The sequence below is a fragment of the Paenibacillus sp. PK3_47 genome (assembly GCF_023520895.1).
Classification (GTDB): domain Bacteria; phylum Bacillota; class Bacilli; order Paenibacillales; family Paenibacillaceae; genus Paenibacillus_AQ.
Map to the genome: position 1 here is coordinate 6,608,892 of NZ_CP026029.1, position 24,342 is coordinate 6,633,233.

29 protein-coding genes are annotated in these 24,342 nt (G+C 51.0%); 5 read left to right on the top strand and 24 right to left on the bottom strand.

Features of this window, described 5'->3' with window-relative positions; all coding sequences use genetic code 11:
- Positions 1 to 166 precede the first annotated feature (166 nt).
- Positions 167 to 898, top strand: coding sequence for an alpha/beta hydrolase (locus tag C2I18_RS28675; RefSeq protein ID WP_249899087.1), 732 nt, complete (start codon positions 167 to 169; stop codon positions 896 to 898).
- 143 nt (positions 899 to 1,041) lie between these two features.
- On the opposite strand, the gene C2I18_RS28680 is transcribed toward C2I18_RS28675, so the two are convergent.
- Positions 1,042 to 1,506: a low molecular weight protein-tyrosine-phosphatase gene (locus C2I18_RS28680; RefSeq protein WP_249902285.1), complete on the bottom strand. Its 465-nt coding sequence runs from the start codon at positions 1,504 to 1,506 to the stop codon at positions 1,042 to 1,044.
- A 134-nt stretch (positions 1,507 to 1,640) separates the two neighbouring features.
- Here C2I18_RS28680 and C2I18_RS28685 point away from each other — a divergent pair, with 134 nt between their 5' ends.
- Both C2I18_RS28685 and C2I18_RS28690 read left to right on the top strand, forming a co-directional pair.
- Positions 1,641 to 2,282 carry a thiamine diphosphokinase gene (locus C2I18_RS28685; RefSeq protein ID WP_249899088.1) on the top strand — a complete coding sequence of 214 codons (642 nt, stop codon included), beginning with the start codon at positions 1,641 to 1,643 and terminating at the stop codon, positions 2,280 to 2,282.
- Positions 2,283 to 2,574: 292 nt separating this feature from the next.
- Positions 2,575 to 3,084 carry a C40 family peptidase gene (locus C2I18_RS28690; protein WP_249899089.1) on the top strand — a complete coding sequence of 170 codons (510 nt, stop codon included), beginning with the start codon at positions 2,575 to 2,577 and terminating at the stop codon, positions 3,082 to 3,084.
- Between the two features lie 10 nt (positions 3,085 to 3,094).
- Here C2I18_RS28690 and C2I18_RS28695 read toward each other — a convergent pair whose 3' ends face one another.
- From C2I18_RS28695 to C2I18_RS28785, 19 genes are all read right to left on the bottom strand, one after another.
- A complete protein-coding gene (locus tag C2I18_RS28695; protein WP_249899090.1) occupies positions 3,095 to 3,868 on the bottom strand; it encodes a winged helix-turn-helix domain-containing protein in 774 nt (257 codons plus the stop codon).
- Between the two features lie 79 nt (positions 3,869 to 3,947).
- A complete protein-coding gene (locus tag C2I18_RS28700) occupies positions 3,948 to 4,250 on the bottom strand; it encodes a Dabb family protein (RefSeq protein ID WP_249899091.1) in 303 nt (100 codons plus the stop codon).
- Between the two features lie 20 nt (positions 4,251 to 4,270).
- Positions 4,271 to 5,308, bottom strand: coding sequence for a ThiF family adenylyltransferase (locus C2I18_RS28705; RefSeq protein ID WP_249899092.1), 1,038 nt, complete (start codon positions 5,306 to 5,308; stop codon positions 4,271 to 4,273).
- 14 nt (positions 5,309 to 5,322) lie between these two features.
- Complete coding sequence (locus C2I18_RS28710; protein ID WP_249899093.1) at positions 5,323 to 6,876, bottom strand: ABC-F family ATP-binding cassette domain-containing protein; 1,554 nt, start codon at positions 6,874 to 6,876, stop codon at positions 5,323 to 5,325.
- A gap of 140 nt (positions 6,877 to 7,016) precedes the next feature.
- Positions 7,017 to 8,522: a serine/threonine protein kinase gene (locus C2I18_RS28715; protein WP_249899094.1), complete on the bottom strand. Its 1,506-nt coding sequence runs from the start codon at positions 8,520 to 8,522 to the stop codon at positions 7,017 to 7,019.
- Between the two features lie 134 nt (positions 8,523 to 8,656).
- A complete protein-coding gene (locus tag C2I18_RS28720; protein ID WP_249899095.1) occupies positions 8,657 to 9,724 on the bottom strand; it encodes an SAM-dependent methyltransferase in 1,068 nt (355 codons plus the stop codon).
- 1 nt (position 9,725) lies between these two features.
- Positions 9,726 to 10,502 (bottom strand): ABC transporter ATP-binding protein, encoded by a 777-nt coding sequence (locus tag C2I18_RS28725; protein WP_249899096.1) that lies wholly within the window; start codon positions 10,500 to 10,502, stop codon positions 9,726 to 9,728.
- A complete protein-coding gene (locus C2I18_RS28730; protein ID WP_249899097.1) occupies positions 10,502 to 10,834 on the bottom strand; it encodes a thioredoxin family protein in 333 nt (110 codons plus the stop codon). The genes C2I18_RS28725 and C2I18_RS28730 overlap by 1 nt, the downstream gene beginning before the upstream one ends.
- Positions 10,827 to 11,171 carry a cyclic-phosphate processing receiver domain-containing protein gene (locus C2I18_RS28735; RefSeq protein WP_249902286.1) on the bottom strand — a complete coding sequence of 115 codons (345 nt, stop codon included), beginning with the start codon at positions 11,169 to 11,171 and terminating at the stop codon, positions 10,827 to 10,829. The genes C2I18_RS28730 and C2I18_RS28735 overlap by 8 nt, the downstream gene beginning before the upstream one ends.
- Before the next feature lie 18 nt (positions 11,172 to 11,189).
- Positions 11,190 to 12,035: a deoxyribonuclease IV gene (locus tag C2I18_RS28740; RefSeq protein ID WP_249899098.1), complete on the bottom strand. Its 846-nt coding sequence runs from the start codon at positions 12,033 to 12,035 to the stop codon at positions 11,190 to 11,192.
- Positions 12,025 to 12,840, bottom strand: a complete 816-nt coding sequence (locus tag C2I18_RS28745) for an Fpg/Nei family DNA glycosylase (RefSeq protein WP_249899099.1) — start codon at positions 12,838 to 12,840, stop codon at positions 12,025 to 12,027. Before C2I18_RS28745 ends, C2I18_RS28740 begins: the two co-directional genes overlap by 11 nt.
- A gap of 47 nt (positions 12,841 to 12,887) precedes the next feature.
- The gene (locus C2I18_RS28750) at positions 12,888 to 13,676 is read right to left on the bottom strand and encodes a TIGR01457 family HAD-type hydrolase (protein WP_249899100.1); all 789 of its coding nucleotides are present in this window, start codon (positions 13,674 to 13,676) and stop codon (positions 12,888 to 12,890) included.
- 290 nt (positions 13,677 to 13,966) lie between these two features.
- Positions 13,967 to 14,899, bottom strand: coding sequence for a ribonuclease Z (gene rnz, locus C2I18_RS28755; protein WP_249899101.1), 933 nt, complete (start codon positions 14,897 to 14,899; stop codon positions 13,967 to 13,969).
- 184 nt (positions 14,900 to 15,083) lie between these two features.
- Entirely contained in the window at positions 15,084 to 18,461 is a 3,378-nt protein-coding gene (metH, locus tag C2I18_RS28760; RefSeq protein ID WP_481857962.1) for a methionine synthase, read from the bottom strand.
- Between the two features lie 175 nt (positions 18,462 to 18,636).
- Entirely contained in the window at positions 18,637 to 19,059 is a 423-nt protein-coding gene (locus tag C2I18_RS28765; protein WP_249899103.1) for a FixH family protein, read from the bottom strand.
- 258 nt (positions 19,060 to 19,317) lie between these two features.
- On the bottom strand, positions 19,318 to 20,103 hold the full coding sequence (locus C2I18_RS28770) for an HAD family hydrolase (RefSeq protein ID WP_249899104.1): 786 nt from the start codon (positions 20,101 to 20,103) through the stop codon (positions 19,318 to 19,320).
- Positions 20,104 to 20,131: 28 nt separating this feature from the next.
- On the bottom strand, positions 20,132 to 20,659 hold the full coding sequence (locus C2I18_RS28775; protein WP_249899105.1) for a hypothetical protein: 528 nt from the start codon (positions 20,657 to 20,659) through the stop codon (positions 20,132 to 20,134).
- A 48-nt stretch (positions 20,660 to 20,707) separates the two neighbouring features.
- A complete protein-coding gene (locus C2I18_RS28780; protein ID WP_249899106.1) occupies positions 20,708 to 20,917 on the bottom strand; it encodes a DUF896 domain-containing protein in 210 nt (69 codons plus the stop codon).
- Between the two features lie 109 nt (positions 20,918 to 21,026).
- Entirely contained in the window at positions 21,027 to 21,440 is a 414-nt protein-coding gene (locus tag C2I18_RS28785; RefSeq protein ID WP_249899107.1) for a LysM peptidoglycan-binding domain-containing protein, read from the bottom strand.
- Between the two features lie 196 nt (positions 21,441 to 21,636).
- Between C2I18_RS28785 and lexA the strand changes: the two genes are divergently transcribed.
- Together lexA and C2I18_RS28795 are read left to right on the top strand one after the other, a co-directional pair.
- A complete protein-coding gene (lexA, locus tag C2I18_RS28790) occupies positions 21,637 to 22,263 on the top strand; it encodes a transcriptional repressor LexA (protein ID WP_249899108.1) in 627 nt (208 codons plus the stop codon).
- 129 nt (positions 22,264 to 22,392) lie between these two features.
- A complete protein-coding gene (locus tag C2I18_RS28795; RefSeq protein WP_249899109.1) occupies positions 22,393 to 22,731 on the top strand; it encodes a L,D-transpeptidase in 339 nt (112 codons plus the stop codon).
- Positions 22,732 to 22,828: 97 nt separating this feature from the next.
- Here the strand turns inward: C2I18_RS28795 and C2I18_RS28800 are convergent, their stop codons facing one another.
- The 4 genes from C2I18_RS28800 to C2I18_RS28815 form a co-directional block, all read right to left on the bottom strand.
- Positions 22,829 to 23,050: a hypothetical protein gene (locus C2I18_RS28800; RefSeq protein WP_249899110.1), complete on the bottom strand. Its 222-nt coding sequence runs from the start codon at positions 23,048 to 23,050 to the stop codon at positions 22,829 to 22,831.
- A gap of 120 nt (positions 23,051 to 23,170) precedes the next feature.
- Positions 23,171 to 23,395 (bottom strand): hypothetical protein, encoded by a 225-nt coding sequence (locus tag C2I18_RS28805; RefSeq protein ID WP_249899111.1) that lies wholly within the window; start codon positions 23,393 to 23,395, stop codon positions 23,171 to 23,173.
- On the bottom strand, positions 23,392 to 23,604 hold the full coding sequence (locus C2I18_RS28810; RefSeq protein WP_249899112.1) for a hypothetical protein: 213 nt from the start codon (positions 23,602 to 23,604) through the stop codon (positions 23,392 to 23,394). The genes C2I18_RS28805 and C2I18_RS28810 overlap by 4 nt, the downstream gene beginning before the upstream one ends.
- A gap of 202 nt (positions 23,605 to 23,806) precedes the next feature.
- Positions 23,807 to 23,998 (bottom strand): sporulation protein Cse60, encoded by a 192-nt coding sequence (locus tag C2I18_RS28815; protein WP_249899113.1) that lies wholly within the window; start codon positions 23,996 to 23,998, stop codon positions 23,807 to 23,809.
- Between the last annotated feature and the right edge of the window lie 344 nt (positions 23,999 to 24,342).

Genomic DNA, 24,342 nt, shown 5'->3' on the forward strand with positions numbered 1-24,342 from the left:
TTATGTTTCCATAAATTTTGTATGTATAACAGGATGTTGAATATCCTATAACAGAGAAGTCATTTCCCGGCAAGTAAATGAGGAATAACACATTAACCTGCCCGTGTCATTTTAACGCAAGCGCATGTTTAATGCAAAATTCGACAAGAAAGGTGACGATTTAGCTATGAGCGAACCTGTTTTTCTGAAACGTACAATTGTTAAGCAAACCTTGTGGAGCGAACACCTGCAGGAAGAGCGGAAGCTGCGCATTTATCTTCCACCCGGTTATAATGAAGTTCTCAGCTATCCTGTTGTATACTGCCAGGACGGGGAGGAATTCTTCAACTTCGGCCGGATTGCCACCCTCGCCGGGCAACTGATTGCAGAAGAAGATGTGGAACCCTTCATTATTGTAGGTGTTGAAGTTAATATTCCTGTACGGACGCAAGAATATGCTCCCTTTGGCAGCAGATTTAATCCGTACATGGCCTGCTTCGCCGAGGAGATTGTTCCCTTCATTGAACATAATTATCCGGTCCGCCGCACGCCTGATGAGCGGATTATCGCCGGTGATTCACTGGGCGGCAGTGTCTCACTGCATATAGCCCTTGCTTACCCGGGATTGTTCAGCCGGGTTCTCAGCCTGTCCGGCGCCTATTACCCCGAATCCCAGGATATTATCGCCAGGGAAGAGGATCTCTCCTGGCTTGATATTAATATGGTCGTAGGTCTTCAAGAGCGTGATTATCAGACAGATACGGGAATTTATGATTTTGTGCAGATGAACCGGGATACAAGGGATTTGCTTGCATCCAGGGGAGCAACTGTATCCTATCGCGAAAAAGACGGCCGCCATCTCTGGGGATTCTGGCAAAAAGAGCTACCTGAATCATTACTCTATTTCTTTAACCAATAAAACAGCCTTGAAAAAAGAAATCGTGAACATCTGGCGAACATATGTAAGATGAGGCGTTGGACACGCTTTCAACCGGGACGGGTACAGCGGTATCCGTCCTTATTTTTAAGGACGGCATCCGGTCTTAGCACTTTCAGCACCCTTTACAGCTTTTCGCTGGCAATCCGGTCAAGCAGCACATCACAGCCTGCACTGATCAGGTCATAGACCTGTTCAAAGTTTCCGGTAAAGTACGGGTCAGGCACCTCCCTGAGCTCTTCCTCCGGCAGCAGATCCATAAAAAACAGCAGCTCCGCCTTATCCCCTCCGGGAAGCTTCCGAACATTCTCGCCATTCGACTTGTCCATGCAGATAATATAATCAAACCGGTCAAAATCATCGCTGTTCACAAGCCGAGCAGTCATATTCTTGTAACTGATCCCGTACTGGTCCAGTATCCGCCGGGTACCTTCGTGCGGCACTTTGCCGATATGCCAGTCTCCGGTACCGGCTGAATCTACCGCAATCCGGTTGTCCAGCTTACGCTGTTCAATCTTGCTGCGCAGTACCGCTTCCGCCATCGGCGACCGGCAAATGTTACCCAGGCATACGAACAATACATTTATGATGGTTCTCACCCCCTGTTCTATAAACGCACTTCCTTTATTTTAGCGTCTGCCGCGGCAATTGTACAACTTTTCAAAACTGCATTATACTTGGTCAGGATAACAAACCATACACCAATAGAAGGAGAGGAATTGTATTGCCAGTGAGTCGTGTTGTTATTGTAGCCGGCGGAGAGCTGTCCGAAGATTGCCTTCGCCTATTAGATGAAGGGGATTTTGTGATCGGCGCGGACCGCGGGGCGTTGTTCCTGGTATCCCACGGCATTACACCCGATATATCTGTAGGGGATTTCGACTCCGTGTCTCCGGAGGATGTAATAAGAATTGAACAGGGAAGCAAGGAAATCATCAGCTGCGATCCGGTTAACAAGGATCTGACCGACAGTGAGATGGCGCTGGAGCTGGCCCTTGAACAACAGCCTGAGTCGATCCTGATTACAGGGGTAACAGGGACGCGGATGGATCAAACTCTTGCCAGTATCCAGATGATGACCCGTGCGCTCCAGCGGCAGGTAAGCTGCTCTATTGTAGATGCCCACAACTATATTACTTTGACAGGTTCCCATGCTTTGGTGCTCGACCGGGGGTATACCTACGTCTCTCTGCTGCCTCTGACTCCAGAAGTGACGGGAATAACCCTCCAGGGATTTTTGTATCCGCTGGAAAATGCTACGCTAAAGCTTGGACAATCACTTGCGGTAAGCAACCGTCTGCTTGGAGAGTCAGGTATCGTAACCATAGAGAGCGGACTGCTCCTGATTATTCAAAGCAACGATTAAAATGATAGAATTACATAGCGTTATGGAGACATGTTTGTAACTTTTGTTTCAAATCCAAAAGTCCGGTAACCCCTTTGACAGCAAGGGATTTCCCGGGCTTTTTTTGCTTTTAAATGCTTGATATATTAATATTTTGTAACTTTTAATCAAATTTTAATAAAACGCTTCCATGCCAGTCCCGGCCTTGGTTTGAGGCCTCCGAGGAAAGATTTAGGGGATGAATTTCCTGATATACTACGTAACAGAGCAAGACGAAAGACAGAAAGATTTAAACCTGGGAGGTAATTACAACATGAAGAAGCAACAATGGTTCAAGCAAGCAATTGTCATCGGGATGTGCACTACTATCGGATTCAGCACCCTGATAGCTAGCGGAGCCGGCACAGCACCCGTTGCTGCCGCATCCGTGTCGTCGTCCTCTACCGGACAGAAGATTATTAATTTGGGGAAAAAATATATGGGCACCCGCTATGTATTCGGGGCATCCACTTCTACTACTAGATATTTTGACTGCTCGTCATTTACTAAATATATCTTTTCAAAATATGGTGTCAATCTTCCCCGCACCTCTGCAGCACAGTCCAAGGTCGGAAAAGCCGTATCCAAATCGAATCTGCGTGTAGGCGATCTGGTCTTCTTCTCCAGCGGCAGCAGAGCTAATGGTAAAAATGTAACGCATGTAGCGGTATATGCAGGCAACGGCAAGATTCTCCACACTTACGGCAAACCTGGTGTGACAGTTTCCAACCTGAATTCGGGCACATGGAAAAAAACTTACCTGAAAGCACGCCGCGTACTGTAGGCATCATTATTTACAATGCGGGGCCGCCTTGCGGCGCCCTCATTACATATCCCGTTCCGCGGACTGTATGAATCAATTTATGACGGTACCCCTTATCTACCTTCAACCGGATGTGCCGGATATAGACGTCAACCACGTTGGTGTCCGCATGAAAGTGATATCCCCACACATGCTTTAGAATTTCCTCACGCGGGCAGGCATGTCCCAGATTCGCTGCGAGATAATAGAGCAGATCGAATTCTTTGGGAGTCAGTGTCAGCGGGATTTCATCCCGGCTGACCAGCCTGCGGGCCGGATCAAGCAGCAGGCCGTCCACCTTCAGCAGGGAATCAAGTCCCCTGCGGCGGCCTGTAAGCATGAGCAGATTTCTTACTCTGCATTTGAACTCCCCCCGGTGTAATGGGCTGCTCATATACTCATTTCCGCCATTTTCAAAGGCTTCTACAATTACCCGTTCCTCCCTGCCTGCGGCTACAACCATCACCGGAAAAAACATCCCCTGCTCCCTCATCTCCGAAATGATGCCCCACCCCGCCCATTCACTGATATTATTCAGCTCCGCAAGCATAAGTAATGGCTCCACTCCGGTCAGCAGTAAGCGAAGATCCCCGGGATCTTCGCTTTTTGCCGTCTGCAGACCCAGCTCATCAAATACGCCGGTAATCAACCGGGCCTGTTCTTCATCCGCACGCTGTGAACTATACCACACGACAGCCTCGTTCATGTACATCCCCCGCATCCAGTCAGCTCTAACTGCAGCGTTTTCCCTCTGCCGCTTCATCATTAGATTTCCCGCAAAACAAAAAGACCATTCCCGGGGAACGGCCTATTTGTCCATGTTATCATTATGAGAATGAACCGGATTATTTCATCAAATCGATTTCCTGAAATCCCGCTACCTCAGTATCCCAGCGCTCGGAGACAAACGCCTGATGGTCCGGATGATTGTTATAGGCGTCATATGCAGCCTGATCTGTAAATTCCATCGAAAACCCATACTCAAAATCACATTTGGCACTAATCTGGCGCAGCACCTCAAAATTGTTCACTGCCGGTATATTGCTCAGAATCCGCACTCCGTCCTGCAGAAATTTCTCAGCCTCCGCTGAGCCCGCAGGATGCTTTAAAGTAAAAATCGCCATATGCCTGATTGTTCCGTTGTTCATTGTAACTCCCCCTTCAGATATTATCCGAAATAACGGTGATAAAAGCTCCGGGCGGCTGCAATCTCATTCGTTCCATGAATCAGGGCCCGTCCATCCGCAAAAACGACCATACGGTACGGCTCTTCCGTGAATGAAACCAGATAGGGGTTGCGCTCCACTTTGCCGGCTCCAAGCCTGGACAGTCTTGCTGCCGTTTCTTCCAGGTTCAGCTGCTGCCGCCCTGCCGGCCGGATCTGCACCGTATCTCTGCCGCAGAGCACATCACTGCGCTCCGTATTGGCTGCTGAAAGATAAGGATATACAGGACGTAAGCCGCAGGATGGGCAATCCTCCTTTTTGGCTGCTTTTACCCCGATCTCCTGATGTTCATTCCGCCATACATCGAAGGACAGCAGCTTGCTGCGCAGATGCTCCCGCCGTCCTCCCAGCAGCTTGATCGCCTCTGCAGTTCCATTGGCGGTCACAAGCTGCACTGCCTGAGGCAAAATCCCGGCTGTATCACAGGTATCTCCGCCCAGAGGGATGGTTCCCAGCAGACAGTTCAGACAAGGCGTCTCACCAGGCAAAATGGTGTATGTAATGCCATAGCTTCCAACACAAGCGCCGTAGATCCAGGGGATACGATGTTTTTGGGCGAGATCATTGATGATCAGCCGGGTATCGAAATTGTCTGTGCCGTCCATGATAAGATCCACGTCTGACAGCAGAATCTCCAGCTCTTCGGCCCTGACATCCATCACATGGGCTTCAATCATGATTTCCGAATTGACCTGCTCAAGCCTTGCTTTGGCAGCCGCAGCCTTCGGGAGACGCCGGACCGCATCCTCTTCTGTATACAGCTGCTGGCGCTGCAGATTGCTCCACTCTACATAATCCCGGTCGGCAAGAATAATCCGTCCCACTCCGCAGCGGGCCAGTGTCTCGGCAATGCCCGTGCCGAGCGCACCGGCTCCTACAATCAGCACACTGGAGCACGACAGCCCCTGCTGCCCCTCCTCCCCAAAAGGCGTAAAACGGACCTGCCGCGAATACCGGCCGTTCCGGTCATTATTCCCCATCTCTCGGCACCTCCTTATACTTTTTGAGCCGACCACTGCTCTACATTCCAGATCTTCGTGACCAGGCCGTCATAGAATTCAGGTTCGTGGGAGACCAGCAGAATCGTGCCTTTGTATTCCTGCAGCGCACGCTTCAGTTCAGCTTTGGCCGTAACATCAAGGTGATTGGTCGGTTCATCGAACAAAATCCAGTTGCTCTCGCGCATCATCAGCTTGCATAGCCGCACCTTTGCCTGCTCGCCGCCGCTCAGCATATTCAGCGGACGGGTGATATGCTCATTTTTGAGACCGCAGCGGGCCAGATGCCCGCGCACCTCATTCTGGGTCAGACCGGAAAATTCATTCCACACATCTTCAATCGGCGTTATATTGGCGGCTTTGACCTCCTGCTGGAAATAAGCCGGATTCAGGTAGTCACCCAGATACGTTTTACCGCTGAGCGGGGGGATGACACCAAGAATTGTTTTGAGCAATGTGGATTTACCGACACCGTTATACCCTACTATGGCTATTTTGTCACCGCGTTCAATTGTCATATTCAGCTTGGGCAGCAGCGGGCGGTCATAACCGATCTCGAAATCGATACCCTCAAAGACCGTTTTACCGCTCGAACGGCTCTCTTTGAACGAAAATGTCGGCTTTGCCGCTTCCTCCGGCCGGTCAATCAGCTCCATGCGTCCCAGCTGCTTCTCACGGCTTTTGGCCCGGCCCGATGTGGATGCACGCGCTTTGTTTTTCTGGATGAATTCTTCTTGTTTTTTGATGTATTCCCGCTGCTTCTCGTAAGCATCGATATGCTGATTTTTATTCATTTCGGCCATATCCAGGAATTTCTCATAATTGGCCGTATAGCGGGTCAGCTTGGCAAATTCCAGATGATACACAACGTCTACGACCTTGTTCATAAACTCTGTATCATGGGAAATCAGCATAAATGCATAAGGATACTGCTTCAGATAATGGGTAAGCCAGTCGATATGCTCTACGTCCAGATAGTTGGTAGGCTCATCCAGCAGCAGAACGTTCGGCTTTTCCAGCAGCAGCTTGGCCAGCAGAACCTTGGTGCGCTGTCCCCCGCTTAAGGAGGAGACGTCACGGTCCAGTCCGATAGCTGATAAGCCGAGCCCGTTGCTCATTTCCTCTACTTTGACATCGATCAGATAAAAATCACCGATATCCAGCTGCTCCTGAATTTCACCCATCTGTTCAAGCAGCTGCTCCAGCTCTTCGGGTGAGGCATCGCCCATTTTACCGGTAATCGCCATCATCTCATTCTCCAGCTCCAGCAGCGGCAGGAATGCGTCCTTCAATACATCCCGGATGGTCTTCCCCGGTGTCAGAATGGTATGCTGGTCAAGATATCCGTAACGTACCCGGGGCGTCCATTCCACTTTACCGCTATCCTTAAGCAGTGTTCCGGTCAAAATATTCATCAGCGTCGACTTGCCTACGCCATTCGCACCCACCAGTCCCACATGCTCGCCGGGCAGCAGCCGGAAATTTACATTCTTGAACAGCTGCCGTTCTCCAAAGTTGTGGGATACATCTTCTACTGTAAGTAAACTCATAATTCTCTATATAACTCCTGTCTATTTGTAACGTAAGGCACATCATGTCAGTACATATAACGCCCATTTTATCATAAAATCAGATCGCAAAACAGGAATATGAGCGAAAATGAACGAAGAATGTAATTCAAACACTGTTTTTATGATTTTTTCTGAAAAAATCCAATTCGTTTTCCAGGAACCGCCGGTCTTGGTATGTCTGCGAGCAGGGCTTTAACTGCAACTGCCAGTTTTCCCTTGCTGAGAAAAGGGTCATGCTGGACCGGCAGGCTGCAAACCCGGCCGTTCATCATACCGAGTCCTTCTTCGAGCAGGGCTGCTGCTGAGTCTCCGGCAAAAGGCAGACAAATCCGCCACTTATCCTGTGGTGTCAGACGGCTGCGCTGCAGCCATTGCAAAGTCTCCTCAAGCCGCCAGTCGGCTCCCGAGGCGATAAGCACCGGAAGTTCACTGTCCGCGAACATTTTCAGCTTCTCCGGATCGCTCCCGTAACCGAGGTCGAGAACGATATAGGCGTAATCCAGGCTTCCGGGCAAATCGGGTATACTCCCGTGAGGAGGTCTCTTCCAAAAATGAATGCCCCTCCATTCCATACGGGTAGCAGTCCCGCCACTGAACCTTCCGCTGTCTGTAACGCCTTGCAGCACATTTCGCATGCGTTCGTACACCACTGCCTCAGGACTGAAATCTATCCAGGCGGTCAACCCTTTACGTGCCAGCGCATGGCTAACAGCCAGCGAGGTATGTGTCGTTCCAAGACCGGGCGCCGTACCGAGCAGTGCAATGACAACTGCTTCGGACCGTCCGGGATAAGCTTCAAGTCTTCCGCGCCATTCCTGTTTCTTAAAAGATGCAGCTGCATCCAGTGCCAGCATTACTTCTGCTGCGCTCTGGTAGCGTTCCTCCGGGTGATGGCGGAGCAGCCTGCGGATGACAGGATTCAGCGCCTCCGGTATTCTTCCGCGCAACAGGTTTTCCATTCCCGGCTGCCAGCTGCTGTACCGTCCTCCAGAAGACATATACAGCAGCAGTGCTCCCAATCCGTAGAGATCAGAGGCCGGCCCGCTTTGTCCTCTGCCGTACTGTTCCGGTGCCGCAAAACCGACCGTCCCCAGCTTCTCTGTATCCTCTGCTGAACCGCTTCTGTAACTTCTCGCAATGCCGAAATCAATCAGCCTCAGCTCATCGGGACCGGTCAGCATCACATTACCCGGCTTCAAATCCCGGTAAATGAGCGGCGGATGAAGACCGTGCAAATACTCCAATACTTCAAGCAGCTGTCTCGCATAGCTTATAATCTTTTCCCCTTCTATAGGCTCAGGGTGGCCAGCCATATATTGCGCCAGGCTGATTCCGTCAATGTAATCGATCACCAAATAACAATATCCCGCTTCATCCGGAGCAAAAAAATCTGCCACACCCGGAAGCAGACGGTGGTTGAGCGACAGCAGCAGCTCTGCCTCCGCTTGCAGATCTCCATAACCTCCTTCAAGCTGCATGCCTTCTTTAACCGCCCAGCGTTTGCCTTTCAGCCGCAGATCTTCCGCCAGATAAACATGGCCCATCCCCCCTGAGCCGATCAACCCTGTAATGATGTATCTTCCGCCAAGAATATGTCCTGCTGCAAGCTTCGATTGGAATTTCATCCATAATTCCTCCTTGTACCAATAAAAATAAAAGAGAGAAAGCTCCGCCGCCCAAGCTAAAACCGCCGGATAACCGGCAGCATGCTGAGCGGGATGCTTTCCCTCTTCGATCTGCTAACATATTATTCAGTTGCTTAATACTTAATCATATAAAGTGTGATCTCGTCCCGGTTGTGAAACAGCTGCTTCGCCCGCTGTATCTGCATCCGTTCACCTTCGAACATGGCGATAATCTCCTTGATCACAGCCATCGGCTTCTTATGCATCAGCTTGACTGTAACCACCGCTGTTCCTCCGGGTGCAAGACTCGGAAGCAGGCCTGTAACGAGCTTCGCCATCAGCTTCGGGCTCCAGCTCATATCGCAGACCAGCAGATCAAATTCATTCTCGCGGAATTTTACTTCACCGGCATTTTTGCGCAGAATTTTCAGCGCGGGATGCTTGCGGAGTGACTCATGCATGAGCGCGGGATCAACTGCGGTGACCTTCAGGCCGCGTTCCAGCAGAAAAGAGGTCCAGCCGCCCGGAGAAGCGCCGATATCCACAGCATTACGGAAGCCTGCAAATGGAATGGCGAATTCCTTCTCGGCCTCCATCAGCTTAAACTTGGCGCGTGAGATTTGGCCGTCCTCTTTCCGGAAACGGATCATCCCGCCGTTCCAGCTTGACAGGTTTTCTTCGGGCCGGGATACACCGGCATACAGCGCATCTCGATCTGCATATACAGAAATAACCCAGGCCGGGTCCTGTACAGTAAACTCTGCTTCAAGACTCCCGAGCCGCTCCTGCAGCCATTCCCGCAGCTCCCCGGGACTGTCCTGCCAGAAGGAGGCTTGCCCTTTGCGGACATGCAGCGATATTTTCGCACCCTCCAGCTCCTGGCGGCGGCTTAAATAGACCGCAAGGCGTTCCAGTGCGGACATGTCGCCCTGATCCTGGAACTGGACTGGCTGAATATGGCGCAGAAATACCGGCAGGTTCTGACTCAGCAGCCGTGTCACCTCTTCCGGCTCTGCCTCAAGCGTCGCCAGGAAGACTTCGCCCGGCAGCAGCAGCGTACTTTTGACGGCACCGAACAGACGCCGGAGCTCTTCCTGGGCATAAGGAGCAAAGCCGTGGTTAGCTGTACAGATATATCTTGAATAGGTTTTTGTCTCAGGAGCAGTGGCCTGCTCCCCGTTATCTTCTCTAAAATCGTTCAAATCAATTGCCTCCAGGTCTGATTTTAATCCAGGGGCGACCGCTGTCCCATTCAATATGGGCTGGAATGTCGAAGGTAGCCATGATCATATCATCAGTTAATACTTCTTCTTTGGGCCCGGCACCGGCCAGTTTGCCGCCTTTGATCAGTGCCACGTGCGTAAACAGCGGCACAATTTCCTCCACATGGTGCGTTACATAGACAACATTGACATTGCGCTGTCTCAGCTTGTCGATCTCCGCCAGCATTTTCTCGCGCTCATACAGGTCAAGGCCGGCACACGGCTCGTCCATAATCAGCAGCTTCGGCTCAGCGATCAGGCAGCGCGCCAGCATTGCTTTTTTGCGTTCGCCCTGTGACAATGTGCCGAAGGGGTGATAGGCAAGCCCGCCGAGATTCATATCTTCAAGCAGCTTGACAGCCTGCTGCTTCACTTCTTCAGGTATAGCCTGGTAGAAACGGAGATAAGCATAGGCTCCGGTTGCAACCACTTCCCATACCGGATCACTAAGCGACAGCTTCTCCATGAGAGACGGCCCGATATACCCGATCTCCTTGCGGACTTCGCGCAGATCGCATTGTCCGTATTTATACCCGAGCACTTCGACCGACCCGCTGCTCGGGAACAGGTAACCGGTCATCATTTCCAGAATCGTTGTTTTCCCTGAACCGTTACGGCCCAGCACCACCCAGTTTTCACCAGGCTTCATTTCCAGGGATACATCATCAAGAATCAGGCTTTGTTCCCTGCGCAGGGTAAGATGTTGTAATGATATCATTATGAAGTCACTCTCCTTATGTATTCCAGCACCCTTTCAACAGAGCCCATAGAATAGTAAATCTCCGGTTCGCTTCCGCGTTCTGCCGGGACTACCAGCAGTGCAGGTACACTTGAAACACGGAACCGGTTCACGATGTCCGGCAGCATATTCACGTTCGCTGAACCTAAATCCAGTTCCTCTGGCAGCAAATGCGCGGCTACCTCCAGCATCCGTCTTGCCGCCTTGCAGGTCCCGCACAGCGGTGTGTACAGGAAAGCTGCAAAAGGCCGCCCTTTACTTTCCAGCTTATTCTGTAATTCCGCTTGATTCATTTCCACGATTTCAGTCATTCCGCTTCGCCCCTGACGCTATTTCAGCAAGTCTTCCGGCGCTGAGTGGACCATTATGCAGCTCCGTGTCCGCAGGAAGACCCGCATACAAGATCTCATACATTTTCCTGCGCCCACTGGCGCTTGAGGTATGCAGATAAATTTCACGGGGGAACAGCTGCTCCAGCACAATCCTCGCAGCAACTTCCTTCCCGCTGTAATCGCCCGGCCCCATATCATAATCCAGAGATAAGATGCCAACCTCGCATTCCCGCAGCAGCAGCAGACATTCCTCTGTAGTCCGGGCCAGCGTGAATCCCTGCGGATGTTTTCTGAGGTCGTCCATAAATACATTAATCAATGCCGATCCTCCGCTTCAAAACCATTTGCGAACCATAGCCATCTCCTGGCCGTGGGTCCCGTCAGCATCTTTCTCCGTTTCCATGGCCACAGCCCTGCCGCGGAAAGGCTCTGATGTCAGCAGTTCCCGCAGACTTTCTTCACCAATATGCCCCTCACCAATACGCGCATGCCTGTCACGGCGTGAACCAAAAGCATATAGGGAGTCATTGAGATGTACAGCGGCCAGATGCGGCCAATAATCCAGCTCGGTTCCGCGCTTCAGCAGCGCCCCTGTATCCTGAGGATTCCAGATGCCGGCGGCATAAGCATGGCAGGTATCAAAGCAGAACCCGACTTTGCCAGGATAACGGCACAGCTCACGGACCTTGACCAGCTCTTCCAGCGTCATGCCTTCACTTCCGCGGTTGCCGGCCATATTCTCGATCAGCAGCTTGGCCGCTCCATCCCAGGCATCCAGCGTTTCATTCATACATTGTATAATATTTTGATATCCTTGTAACGGCTCCATGCCGGCAAAGTGGCCAAAATGCACAACGATCCCCAGCGAACCGCAGGCCTCGGCAATTTCCAGGTCATTCAGCAGGGAAGCTACCATATGCCGGCGCGGTGATAATCCTTCTGTTCCTGCCGCCATATTGGTCGGATAAGGCGTATGGGCAATCGAGACCATCCCCTTCTCCCGGCTGAAGGCGGCACATTCCGCTGCATCCCTGACATTCAGCGATTTCAGGGCCAGGCTGCGGGGATTTTTCGGAAAATACTGAAAACATGTCGCACCGCTCTCCCAGGCGGACCGGGCTGCCTGCCGGAATCCGCCGCGCGTGCTGACATGAGCGCCTACGTAAATGCTATGCCTCATGCTGGCAATCCGGGCAATAAAACACCTTGCGTCCGGACAGCTCGATCTTGACAATATTTCCCCCGCCGCGCAGACAAGGCTCGCCTTCACGGTCATATACTTTACATTGGTCATTGTATGAGCCGGTAATTGTATCACCAGCCATGAACGGCATTTCCATATAGCCGCCGATTTCCGTCGCTTCGGTCAGGACCTTGCGTACACTGTCGTACAGCCGGACTACCGCTTCTTCGGACAGGTTCTGAACCTGTGCTGATGGAAGAAGCCTTGCTTCAAAAGCGATCTCGTCTGCGTAGCAGTTGCCGATTCCGGCCATGACCTGCTGATTGACCAGCAGGCTCTTCAGCGCACCGCGCCGGCCTTTAAGCAGCTGGGCGAACCGGTCAGGCGTCATTCTGCGGTCGAGAAGCTCGGGACCCAGCTTGCCCATCGCGGCTTCACTTTCTTTTACAGACAGAAGATGCAGATACCCGAGGCGCAGGCCCATAAAATACAGGATCCGGTCGCCAAAGACGAGCTCGACCTGGGTTGTACGCTCCGGGCGCTCTTCTTCTGTCCCGTAGAACAGCAATCCCCCCAGCATCAGATGCAGGAGCAGTCTCCGTCCGTCGTGAAGATGGAACAGAATATGCTTGGCCCGGCGCTCCACAAATACGATCCGTGCTCCGACCAGCGCATTAACGAATGCCTCTGTCCCCATATTGATTGTTTTTTCTCTGTTTACGGTCACGCCCGTAATCGGTACATTTATAAGATGCTGACTCAGCAGCTTCCGGTAATTCTCCATTTCCGGCAGTTCCGGCATAATAAAATCGTCCCTTCTAGGTTGGTAAAATGGTCATACCTCTGACATTATACACCGAGCATCACCATTAGTTCAGCTAAATCAGTATATATTTCATCAGGTGTGACGCCGGTGATGCTCCGGTAATGCTCATAATTGTCTCTTGTAGTCAGTCCGGTCAGTGTCAGGATCGTCCGGCAGCCGGCGTTTTTGCCCGCAGAGATGTCTGTACGCATATTATCACCGACCACCACAGCTTCCTCAGGCGTAATGCCAAGTACAGCCGTAGCATACGTGATCAGATGTGATTCCGGCTTCCCGATAACAACCGGAGACACTCCGCTTGCGGCTTCAATTGCAGCTCCCAGCGACCCTGCTCCCGGCATGACGCCATCATCGGAAGGCAGCATCAGATCAGGATTGGTCAGCACGAACTTGGCACCTTCCTGGATCCAGCGGGAGACCCGGGCCAGTGACTCGTATGTAAAGGAACGGTCAATCCCCTGCACAACATACTGCGGTGATTCCGTAACAATGCTCAGTCCCGCCTCAGAACAGGCCTGGATCAGCCCTTCTTCTCCCAGTATCGCCACCCTTGCCTCCGGCAATTCTCCGGCGATATAACGCGCTGCCGCCAGCGAGGAGGTGCAGACCTCTTCCGCCTTGGCGTCAATTCCCATACCGCTTAAATGGGCAGCTACACTTGCAGGAGTCCGTGACGAATTGTTCGTAACAAACAGAAAAGGAATGCCCGCCTGCCGCAAGCCTGCTATTAGCTTATCCGCACCGGGGATCATCACTCCGCCATGGAACAAAGTACCATCCAGATCAATCAGCAAGCCTCCAATATCTTTCATAGCTCCTCCTCCAAAGTCATTCATGTTGTTAATTATTAAGGTTGTAAATGGAACCCGGATTTTATTCCGGCTGCTCCACGCCAGTTAAGGCCCAAGCACACTTTTTCGGCATTTTCCCTACTGCTTCGTACACTTTTTAAAGATCATATACTTCAAAATTAACACACTTCGTCGAATGATATCGAACCACTGCTGCAGAAGGGCTTTTTTGCCGCCGCCCTGTCATTTCCTGCGCTTTCCCGGAAAATAATTTGATTCCCCCATGCATTTCCCGGGGCATTTCCCTGTATTTATGAGCGTCTGCGGTGTACCGGGAAGGTACAAAACTCTTCGGCAAGCAGTGTATTCGGAAAGACAGCCTGGGCCTCTTCCAGCAGTGGGGCAAGCTCCTCCTGTGATACATAACGTGAACTGAAGTGGGTCAGCAGCAATTCGCGCCCTTCTGCCTCACGTGCCAGCTCAGCTGCCTGCCTGGCCGTACTGTGGTGATACTGATAAGCCATTTCGGACAAGTCATGGGCAAAGGTAGCCTCATGAATAATGAGATCCGCTCCTTGTGCCAGCGGCAAGGTTCCTGCACATGGCCTGGTATCCCCCAGAACCGTCACGATGCGTCCCTTTTTAGGCTCGTTAATAACATCCGCTGCATGGATGACTGTCCCGTTTTCTGTGGTGACATCCTCACCCTTCTTCAGCTTGCCGTACAGCGGTCCCGGTTTCAGCCCAAACTTCATAAGCAGCTCCGTATTCAGGCTTCCGGGACTGTCCTTCTCCGTAACCCTGTAGCCATAGCTGTCGATCCGGTGCTCGAGCAGGCCGGCCTCCACCTTAAAGCTGTCATCTTCAAAAATCAGACCTCCAGTATGCTCTACAATATCAAGCTTGTAGGGAATCCGGGACTGGCTTACCGACAGCGAAATGTCCAGATAAGCTTTTAACCCGGGAGGGCCATACACCGTCAGCGGTGCTGTACCGCCCTGGTATCCACGGCTGGACAGCAGCCCCGGCAATCCGAACAGGTGGTCACCGTGCAGATGGGTTATAAACAGCTTCTCCAGCTTGCCCAGCCGCAGCGGAGAACGCAGCACCTGATGCTGCGTGCCTTCGCCGCAGTCGAACATCCAGAAGCTGCGGCGTTCCTCCAGCAGCCTAAGCGCAACTGAAGTAACATTACGCTGAATCGTGGGCACGCCCGCATTGGTTCCCAAAAAGTATATTTCCATAAGACGCCTCCTCTCTTCTTGCTGACACTATGAAATGAATTCTACCTCTTTTGGGCAGTGAAATCATCTTTCAGATGTGACAGAACCGTTATTCCTGTGTACCAGCAAAAAACCTCCCGGTTACGGGAGGTTCCGCGGAGAAGGAGTACAGCTCCTTCTGACCGGGCTCTATAGTCGGTACAGGCTACATTTTTTCAACATTAAAGTACTGTGCTTCCGGATGGGCAAAGACCATGGCCGATACCGAGGCTTCCGGCTCCATCATGAACCCTTCGGTAAGATGTACGCCGATGTCCTCCGGGGAGAGGAGCTTGAACAGCGGCCCCTGGTCCTCCAGATCCGGACAAGCCGGATAACCGAATGACACGCGGATTCCCTGATAACGTGCTCCATGTCTCTGCTTCATGGTCATGTCCGCAGGGTCCGGGAAGCCCCAGGTGTCGCGCATCATATGATGCACCCGCTCGGCCAGACCTTCCGCTACTTCCAGCGCTACAGCCTGCAGGGCATGGGAGCGGAGGTAATCACCTTTATCCTTCAGCTCGGTCGACAGCTCACGGACCCCATGTCCAGCTGTTACCACCAGGAATCCTACATAATCCATAATCCCGCTCTCCACAGGCTTCAGGAAATCAGCAAGGCAGAGATAAGGCTCCACATTCTGCCGCGGGAAGGTATAGGTATGCAGAATTTTGGACGTATCCTTCGGATCGTAGATCAGAATATCGTTCCCCTGCGATTGTGCCGGGAAGAACTGGTACATCGCATGAGGCGTGATTGTGCCATTAAGCATCGCCTGATGCAGAAGATCATCAACGGTATTCTTCAGCTCCACGGTACGGGGATCGCCTGCTGCGAGCTGGGCCTCCACAGAACCGCGAAGACCGAGATGATGGCCCAGGAGCATCTGCATGTTCACATAAGGAATGATATGCCCCAGCGGGTAGTTACGCAGGACATGGCGTTCGGTATCAGGCGGAATATATACTGGCGCATCCGCTGAAATCTTGGAACGGACTGCACGGGTCAGCACAGGCAGCTCCTGCTTCGGAGCCGCTGCTGCCGCTGTCTCTGCTTCCAGGCGGATTTCCTCCTCCAGCTTGGCGCGTTCTGCCGGATTCATCAGCCGGTTGGCAATATCCAGGCCGTCCATGGCATCCTTGGCATACAGTACCATCCCGTCGTATTCAGGCCGGATACGGGTCTTGGTAAACTTACGGGTCAGGGCGGCGCCGCCCACCATGATCGGTACATCAATCCCTGCAGAACGCAAATCCTGTGCGGTGAGCACCATCTGCTGGGCGGATTTCACCAGCAGGCCCGAGAGGCCGATGGCATCGGCTTTTTCCCGCCGGAAGGCTTCAATGATACTTTCAGGTGGTACTTTTATACCCAGATTTACGATCTGGTAACCATTGTTGGAGAGAATAATCTCCACAAGGTTTTTACCGATATCATGGACATCTCCCTTAACGGTCGCCAGCATGATTTTGCCTTTGACGGAAGACTCGTCCTTCTTCATAAACTGCTCCAGATGGGCTACAGAGGCCTTCATCACTTCAGCGCTTTGCAGCACTTCTGCGACAATCAGCTCATTATTATTGAACAGCCGGCCGACCTCTGACATCCCCGCCATCAGCGGACCATTAATGATCTCCAGCGGGCCGTTTTTGGTCAGCGCTTCGTTGAGATCAGGAATGAGGCCTTCTTTGGTTCCTTCAACAACATAAGAAGCGAGCCGTTCTTCGAGGGAGAGATTCGAAATCTTCTCCTTCTTCTCCACTTTTTTCTCACGGAATGCAGCGACAAATGCCGCGAGGGTGTCATCATTCGTATTATAAATCAGCTGCTCTGCCAAATGCCGTTCCTCTTCCGGAATGGAGGCATAACGCTCCACCTTCTCCGTATTGACAATGGCATAGTCTAGTCCAGCCTTAGTGCACTCATAGAGGAATACCGAATTCAGAACTTCACGCCCGGCCTCCGGAAGACCAAACGAAACGTTGCTGATCCCGAGAATGGTATGAACGGAAGGAAGCGCTTCTTTGATCAGTCGGATACCGTCGATCGTCTCCTTGGCAGAGCCGATATACTGCTCATCGCCTGTCCCTACCGGAAATACCAGGGTATCGAAGATCAGGTCCTCCGGCGCAAGCCCGTACTTGTTGACCAGCAGATCATAAGAGCGTTTGGCAACCTCCAGCTTGTCATTGGCTTTGATTGCCTGCCCGGATTCATCGATGGTGCCGACAACAATCGCTGCACCGTATTTGTGAATCAGCGGTGTGACCAGCTCGAATTTCTCTTCGCCATCTTCAAGGTTAATGGAGTTAATTATCGCCTTGCCCTGGGAGTATTGCAGTGCCAGGTCAATGACTTTGGGATCGGTGGTGTCGATCATCAAAGGAACCTTCACCTTTTTGACGACCAGTTCCAGGAACTGTTTGATATCTTCGCTCTCATCACGGTCCGGGTCCTGCACGCAGACATCGATAACCTGCGCCCCGCTCTTCACCTGGGCCCGGGCAATTTCCGAAGCTTCCTCGTATTTGCCTTCCACAATCAGACGCTTGAACTTCCGCGAACCGAGCACATTGGTGCGTTCCCCTACCATATAAGGGCGGTTGTCATTCTCGATATAAACCGGGTCTATACCGGATAATGCAGGCGGATGATTACCGTCCAATTGGCGGGGAGGATAAACCGTGAGCGCTTCTGCCATGGCACGGATATGATCAGGTGTGGTTCCGCAGCAGCCTCCGGCAATGTTCAGCCAGCCCTTCTCGGCAAAGCCGGCAAGCTTGCGGGCCAGAGAGTCCGGCGACTCATGATAATGCCCGTTCTCATCCGGCAGCCCTGCATTGGGGTAGCAGCTGATCGCGGCCGACGATATTGCCGACAAGGAGCGGATGTGATCACGCATGAACTCCGGTCCTGTTGCGCAGTTCAGCCCGACAGAGATCGGCTTCAAATGTTCCAGCGAGATGTAAAAGGCTTCAATATTCTGGCCGGCCAGTGTCGTCCCCATAGGCTCAATCGTTCCCGAAATCATCACCGGCAGTGTAATGCCTGTTTTCTCAAAAGCATTGCGGATGCCGATGCTTCCGGCTTTTACGTTCAGTGTATCCTGTGAAGTCTCCAGCAGCAGCACATCCACTTTCCCGTCTATCAAAGCGATGGCCTGCTCTTCATAACTGTCGACCAGCTCCTGAAAAGTTACCCCACCGGTAACAGATAACGTTTTGGTTGTCGGCCCCATCGCACCCACAACATAACGGGGATGTTCAGGCGTATCGTATTTATCCACAGCGTTCCGGGCCAGCCGGGCTGCCTCCAGGTTAATCTCTCTCGCCCGCTGGGGAATATCATATTCGGCAAGCACAACCGAGGTTGCGCCAAAGGTGTTCGTCTCAATCAGATCCGCACCTGCTTCAAGATATTTCTCATGAATGTCCTGTATCACTTCGGGCCGGGTAAGCACCAGCATTTCATTACAGCCGTCAAGCTCTTCCCCGCCAAAATCCTCTCCCGTAAGCGGCACCTGTTGAATCATTGTGCCCATTGCCCCGTCAAGGATCAGTATTCGTTTCTGCAAGCTTTCAGCAAGTGTATATTTAGCCACTTCATATCCCCCCAGAAAAACATTAGAGTAAGTTTAGCAGAATAAAGCGGAATCGAACAGCCTTCCAGCCTTTTCTGCATTATAGTTTATTGTTATAATGCCGTTTTTCATCTTTTTATGGCAGCACTGAAAGCTCTTTGGACGGCATGGAATGCTGTGTCCGTGCTGTTACATGTGAAGTAACCTTGTATGTGCCTTCCTGGTTAAGGCTTCCTTCCGCTATATATGTACCGTTACCTGCAGATTCTCCTGCCAGCTCCAACTTTTGCGTTTCATCCCCGGAATTCACAATCTCAAAAACCACCTCTCTGGCATCATCCACCGGTTCCCCCTCCTGGGTAACCACTGCCTCGAAGATTACCATCTGGTTGACAGAAATATCCGCCGGACTCCAGCTCAGCTCCACCTTGATAGGCTCCATGGATACATCTGCTGCTGTATGCATATGGTCATGTTCACTGTTGTTACCGGAACAGCCGCCAAGCACCGTTATTGCAGCAATACTTATCAGAGCCATCCATTGTTTCGGTTTGTTCATCCGGATTCCTCCCGAGGATAAGGTGATGTACATTGGACAATCTTGCGCTTGACCGGTCGTTCCATAGAACTTACATTATGCGTCACTCATTCTTCTACTTATTATACACAACATAGTCGCTTTTTCGGAGATGGGATTCTATATTGCCTATATTTTTGTGACCAGGATCATATACAGATATATTCCAGCCGCTCTTTATATAGAAAAAGGATGCCCCTCAAGCCGAACGGCTCCGGGACACCCCTTGTGTAAATAATATTATAAAGTTTGCACCAGCGGGAGCAGCTCAGAGAGATGCTTGATCTCATAGTCCGGCTGAATCTCCGGGTTCGGAGTTTTGCCGGTACGGTTGATCCAGACGGTTGTGAGACCAGTGGTCCGCCCGCCGAGAATATCCGTCGTCAATTTATCGCCGACCATCATTCCCTGTTCAGGGGAAATATCAAGCAGGGAAAGTGCATGCTGGAAAATTTCCTTATCCGGCTTTCCTTTGCCGAAACTGCCTGAGATGACAATGTGGTCAAAGTAAGGGATCAGGTCAGGCACTCCGTCCAGCTTCTCCTGCTGTAGGGCAGGACAGCCGTTCGTAAGCAGCAGCAGCTTGACTTTACCTTTCAGCTCATCCAGAATCTGCAGTGTTTCCTCATACATGTAAGGCCGGTTACGGCGCTCAGCAGCAAATCTGGAGGCCAGCGTATCCGCCAGTTGTTCATCATCTACGCCAAGCGACGCCAAACCTCTGCGCCACGATTCCTTCCGGTAACCGGGAGCAAGCTGCTCCAGCTGGCGGAATTCCTGCTGCTCGCCGGCCGAAAAATTCGCCCACAGCGCTTCAAAAGGATTAATACCGATCATTTTGGTAAAAGGAAACGTCTCGTATGATTCATAAAGGCTTCTTGCTTCCCTGCGGACGGCAATTTCCAGTTCTTTGGGGTCAATGGAATCTCCCGCAGCTTCACAGGCATACTGGAATGCTTCCTCAATACTCCGCTCATCCCAAAGCAGTGTATCGTCAAGGTCAAATAGTACGGCGTTAATCGGCATTATCGTTCTCCCTCTCCCTGTGCTGGTTCTACTCGTGCACTACTTCAATATTGTTGGACTTGGCGAACTGCGCAAGGCTTGCACCCATCGCCTCAGTGTCATAACGGTTAATCAGTTTGGAGAAAAGCCATTGCTTGCGTTTGCCTTTGTACTTCAGAATTACAACATTGCGGGACAATGTGATTTTCTCAATTTCTGAAGCCTTCAGAAACCGTTCGCGGTTGTATTTAATTGTAGAAACTCTATCGCGTTCTACCTTCAAATACGGTCTGCGGAAGAACAACAGCGCCGCAAGTGCAAAATACAGCACTACCCCCAGCCAATTCGCCAGAACGCCCTGTCCCTGCACCTCATCAATGGAACCGACCACCCAGAACATGATTCCAAGCAGCATTAGCACTACCGGAAATACAATGTTGCGGCCCTTAAAAACCTCAGTGCTCTTGGCAGCTGATTTAGACGAAGCAGCATAAATGGAGTCCTTCCCCTGCTTCTTTCTTTGCTTGTTGACCTGCTGTGTGTTGCGTTGAACCATTCTTTCCCAAGAACGGGCCATCTAAGTTCCCCCTAGTCATTCTGAAATATCTATGAAAAAGACAAAAGGTTACTGTAACGGTCCCTTGCTGCCTTGTCCATTCCCGTCTTCATCCACAATCTCAATGGTATCCAGCTGGGCGCGGAAGTTGCGGCGGATGTTGCCCAGATAGATTTCGCGGAGCTTGGCGCGTTCTGCCAGTTCCTCTTCAGTCAGGCCGTCACTTTTCTGCTTACGGGCCAATTCGTTGATGCGTGCGACCAATTCATCAATATTCAATTCTTTTCCCTCCCTATAAATATCATTTTAACTTTGCCATGAGAAAAAGAGCTTGTCAAGGTTTGCTCCCTGAAAGCTCTTAGAGATTAAGTATAACAGACACTAAGCATTAATACACAGGCAAAGTCAGAACATCCCCGGCCTTGATCCTGGTATCTTTCAAACCGCTGGTTTGTTTAATTCCTTCTATATAAACTGCGGTCTTCATATTGGAGGGTTTGTTCTCCAGTGCAATACTCCACAGTGTATCTCCTCGCTCGACTACAACCCGCTTGCTCTCGGTAATCAAAGATGTTGAACCTGCGAACACATTGCCTACAACAGTAAAGCCGGAAATTACTAACATGAGCACCAGCACAAGCTTAACAAGGCTAACCTGGCGAAGCACTCTCATAATTGATGTTAACTTATCAACAGCGGAACCTTTAGTTTCGTTCATATAAGCTGAAGCGGAATGATTACTGGCAGCCTGCACCTGACGGGGTTCATCGTAAATGCTGCGGTATGTACTGTATTTTAACATAATTATCGGCCTCCAAACACTTGTTCTTACTTTCGAAAATAATATAACACGAACATGTGTTTTGATCAACAGTTTTTTCGAACAGCTGTTCGCAGTTTTGTTTTTGCCAAAAATGCAGATAGTTAGAACTTATGTTTGTACGAACGGCAGTTCTATGTTATAATTTTCCCAAACATATCATATGGGGTTGATTCCGATGTCAAAGATCTCGAGTCGCCAGCTGGCGATCCTGGAATTTATACGTAACGAAGTCCGCAGCAAGGGATATCCTCCTTCCGTCCGGGAAATCGGCGAAGCTGTAGGCCTGGCCTCCAGTTCCACTGTGCATGGTCATCTGGACCGTCTGGAGAAGAAAGGCCTGATCCGCCGCGACCCGACCAAACCGCGTGCCATTGAGCTGCTAGGCCAGGAAGATTCCGAGAATGTGCATCAGTTCGTTCAGACAGTTACCCGGATCCCTGTCGTCGGTAAAGTCACCGCCGGTTTACCGATTACCGCAACTGAGAATATTGAAGACTATTTTCCGCTCCCTACTCATTATGTAGGGGATAACAAGGTATTTATGCTTTCTGTCCTCGGAGACAGTATGGTTGAAGCTGGCATCATGAACGGCGATTATGTCATCGTCCGCCAGCAGCAGACTGCTGACAATGGTGATATTGTTGTTGCCATGACAGAAGAAGATGAAGCAACTGTCAAGACCTTCTACAAGGAACGTGACCATATCCGGCTGCAGCCGGAGAATCCGGCCTACGAACCTCTCCGCCTTAACCGCGTAACGATATTAGGCAGAGTCATCGGACTTTTCCGTGACATCCACTAAAAATTAACTCTCCCTGAAGACTGCACCGCCTCCCTGGCGAAGCGGTCTTTTTATTTTGCCAATATCCTGAAAGTTCCTGAACCGTAAAGACTCCCGGCACATATCCTGTTAACAAAGGAGTGCTGCCCCATGCCTAATTACCGGATTATTGTCGACCTGTCCCAACGAATGCTGTATCTGCTGGATAACGATAAGGTTACCCGGGGGTTCCCGGTCGGGATCGGTAAGGTCCTCACTGCCTCCCCTGTCGGCGAATACACCATTATCAATAAGCAGCCTAACCCCGGCGGGCCTTTTGGCGCCTTCTGGATGGGATTGTCCAAGCCGCATTACGGCATTCACGGAACGAATAACCCTGCCTCTATCGGGCACATGGTGTCACTGGGCTGTATCCGGATGTACAATGAAGATGTAGTGGCCCTCGCTGCGATCATTCCTATTGGAACACGGGTAACGATTCGGGAATAAATCCAACCTCATTGTACCGACGCGGGGCTGTTTATTCCGGAATAAGCAAAAAGGCATCCCGCAGGATGCCTCATCATACTTAAATATCATTTTACAGTTACAGGATACTGCGCAAGAGTCTGCTCGCGACACGGTTTAAGCGCAATGCTTCTCTGATCGATGCTCTGGCTGCCAGCAGTTCACGTCTGGCCCGGCTGGGATTCGGGATCCGGCGCAGGTTCTCATTGATTTCCTCAAGTCTTTCCAGCAAAACCGCACGCTGTGCCTGCAGCGCTCTAAGCGCCCTGCGTATTCTTGCACGTTCAGTCTGTGTCATCATTACACCTCTTTTACTTTTGATAGTATAAGAGATGCAATGCCAACCTTCTGTGCCTGTGTGATCCGGCAGTTTTCTATTTAATAGTGACAGTTAACTATGAACAGACATGTACAGGAACTGTTACTTCGTAATAGACAGACGCACGCGAAACTCAAATTCATCCCGCTGATACAGCATCCCCGCAATCATCACATCATCCGGCGTCCATCTCTGCACAGGCCCGGCATAGTCAGCAATGACATGCGGGCGTCCGTTGACCAGTTGCACGACATAAACTTTTACCTGGGCCAAGGCCGCAGTGAACAGATCTGCATCGCTTTCCAGCACTTTGTATGGAGCTTTCACCGGAACTCCCCCTTGCCTGCGGATTCGTAGGTACTGCGTATTTCAAGGTTTTTGGCGTGTATGTACAAATCCAGAGCAACAATTCCTCTGCGGGCCAGCTTCACAAACAGAATAAAAGCGTATACACATGCCGCCGCCGTAACCAGCCATATCAGTATAGAGAATAGACCTAATCCACTCAGAAAAAAAGCACCGGGATACACCGACATTTCACATACACTCCTTTGTCATCAGTACTCCCAATATACCTGATATGGGACATTCTGTAAATGAAAACGCCCTCTCCCCGCCAGGGAAAAAGGACGTTTTCTTCTATACGATCAGAACGATGTGACAGCAAAATAGCAGACCAGGATGACAATCGATAAGGTCGAAGTCAGCGACAAAAAGGTGAAAAACGAGTTCCAGCTGTTATTTTTCATCTGTTTTGTACACCACCAGTATTGTGCTTCGTTGGTGCTCTGCCCCGTCACGCGATGATTTCACCACTGAACCGTAACAGATATTCACCACCTGCTCCTCACTAAGTCCTTTAAGGAATTCATTGGCCTTATTCTCCGCATAAAAATTATCGCCATCGACAAACTCTTTTACCTGAATCATCACGTTCTCCTTTAATTATAAAGATCTGAAATGCGTATTTACGTTTGGATAGGAACACTTGTTAACGAAACCAGCGAAATGCACATGGCGCATCACCCCTTGGCACAGATGATAAACAAGCAGCAAGGCACCCCGCAGTCTCCTGCAAAATGCCTTACGTTCAGCCTAGCTTAACATCAAGCGGGTCACGGGTCAATTGTTTTTCATACACTATTTTACAATAAGTCGCTTACGCCTTTACTTTGTCAATGATTGGTTATTCTTTAGGAAGCTGTTATACTGTTGTGAAGGTCTCCGCAGCCGGAGGTCTTTATTTGTACATCCTTCTCAGCGGAGAGGCTGTG

Coding starts and splice junctions, on each gene's coding strand:
- C2I18_RS28765 (WP_249899103.1), bottom strand. CDS start 19,059: ATGAACAAACCGAAACAATGGATGGCTCTGATAAGTATTGCTGCAATA.
- C2I18_RS28705 (WP_249899092.1), bottom strand. CDS start 5,308: ATGGGGAATAATGACCGGAACGGCCGGTATTCGCGGCAGGTCCGTTTT.
- C2I18_RS28725 (WP_249899096.1), bottom strand. CDS start 10,502: ATGATATCATTACAACATCTTACCCTGCGCAGGGAACAAAGCCTGATT.
- C2I18_RS28775 (WP_249899105.1), bottom strand. CDS start 20,659: ATGGCCCGTTCTTGGGAAAGAATGGTTCAACGCAACACACAGCAGGTC.
- metH (WP_481857962.1), bottom strand. CDS start 18,461: ATGGGCACAATGATTCAACAGGTGCCGCTTACGGGAGAGGATTTTGGC.
- C2I18_RS28785 (WP_249899107.1), bottom strand. CDS start 21,440: ATGTTAAAATACAGTACATACCGCAGCATTTACGATGAACCCCGTCAG.
- C2I18_RS28750 (WP_249899100.1), bottom strand. CDS start 13,676: ATGAAAGATATTGGAGGCTTGCTGATTGATCTGGATGGTACTTTGTTC.
- C2I18_RS28695 (WP_249899090.1), bottom strand. CDS start 3,868: ATGATGAAGCGGCAGAGGGAAAACGCTGCAGTTAGAGCTGACTGGATG.
- C2I18_RS28770 (WP_249899104.1), bottom strand. CDS start 20,103: ATGCCGATTAACGCCGTACTATTTGACCTTGACGATACACTGCTTTGG.
- rnz (WP_249899101.1), bottom strand. CDS start 14,899: ATGGAAATATACTTTTTGGGAACCAATGCGGGCGTGCCCACGATTCAG.
- C2I18_RS28715 (WP_249899094.1), bottom strand. CDS start 8,522: ATGAAATTCCAATCGAAGCTTGCAGCAGGACATATTCTTGGCGGAAGA.
- C2I18_RS28710 (WP_249899093.1), bottom strand. CDS start 6,876: ATGAGTTTACTTACAGTAGAAGATGTATCCCACAACTTTGGAGAACGG.
- C2I18_RS28690 (WP_249899089.1), top strand. CDS start 2,575: ATGAAGAAGCAACAATGGTTCAAGCAAGCAATTGTCATCGGGATGTGC.
- C2I18_RS28815 (WP_249899113.1), bottom strand. CDS start 23,998: ATGATTCAGGTAAAAGAGTTTGTCGATGGCGATAATTTTTATGCGGAG.
- lexA (WP_249899108.1), top strand. CDS start 21,637: ATGTCAAAGATCTCGAGTCGCCAGCTGGCGATCCTGGAATTTATACGT.
- C2I18_RS28675 (WP_249899087.1), top strand. CDS start 167: ATGAGCGAACCTGTTTTTCTGAAACGTACAATTGTTAAGCAAACCTTG.
- C2I18_RS28700 (WP_249899091.1), bottom strand. CDS start 4,250: ATGAACAACGGAACAATCAGGCATATGGCGATTTTTACTTTAAAGCAT.
- C2I18_RS28730 (WP_249899097.1), bottom strand. CDS start 10,834: ATGACTGAAATCGTGGAAATGAATCAAGCGGAATTACAGAATAAGCTG.
- C2I18_RS28800 (WP_249899110.1), bottom strand. CDS start 23,050: ATGATGACACAGACTGAACGTGCAAGAATACGCAGGGCGCTTAGAGCG.
- C2I18_RS28745 (WP_249899099.1), bottom strand. CDS start 12,840: ATGCCGGAACTGCCGGAAATGGAGAATTACCGGAAGCTGCTGAGTCAG.
- C2I18_RS28795 (WP_249899109.1), top strand. CDS start 22,393: ATGCCTAATTACCGGATTATTGTCGACCTGTCCCAACGAATGCTGTAT.
- C2I18_RS28740 (WP_249899098.1), bottom strand. CDS start 12,035: ATGAGGCATAGCATTTACGTAGGCGCTCATGTCAGCACGCGCGGCGGA.
- C2I18_RS28810 (WP_249899112.1), bottom strand. CDS start 23,604: ATGTCGGTGTATCCCGGTGCTTTTTTTCTGAGTGGATTAGGTCTATTC.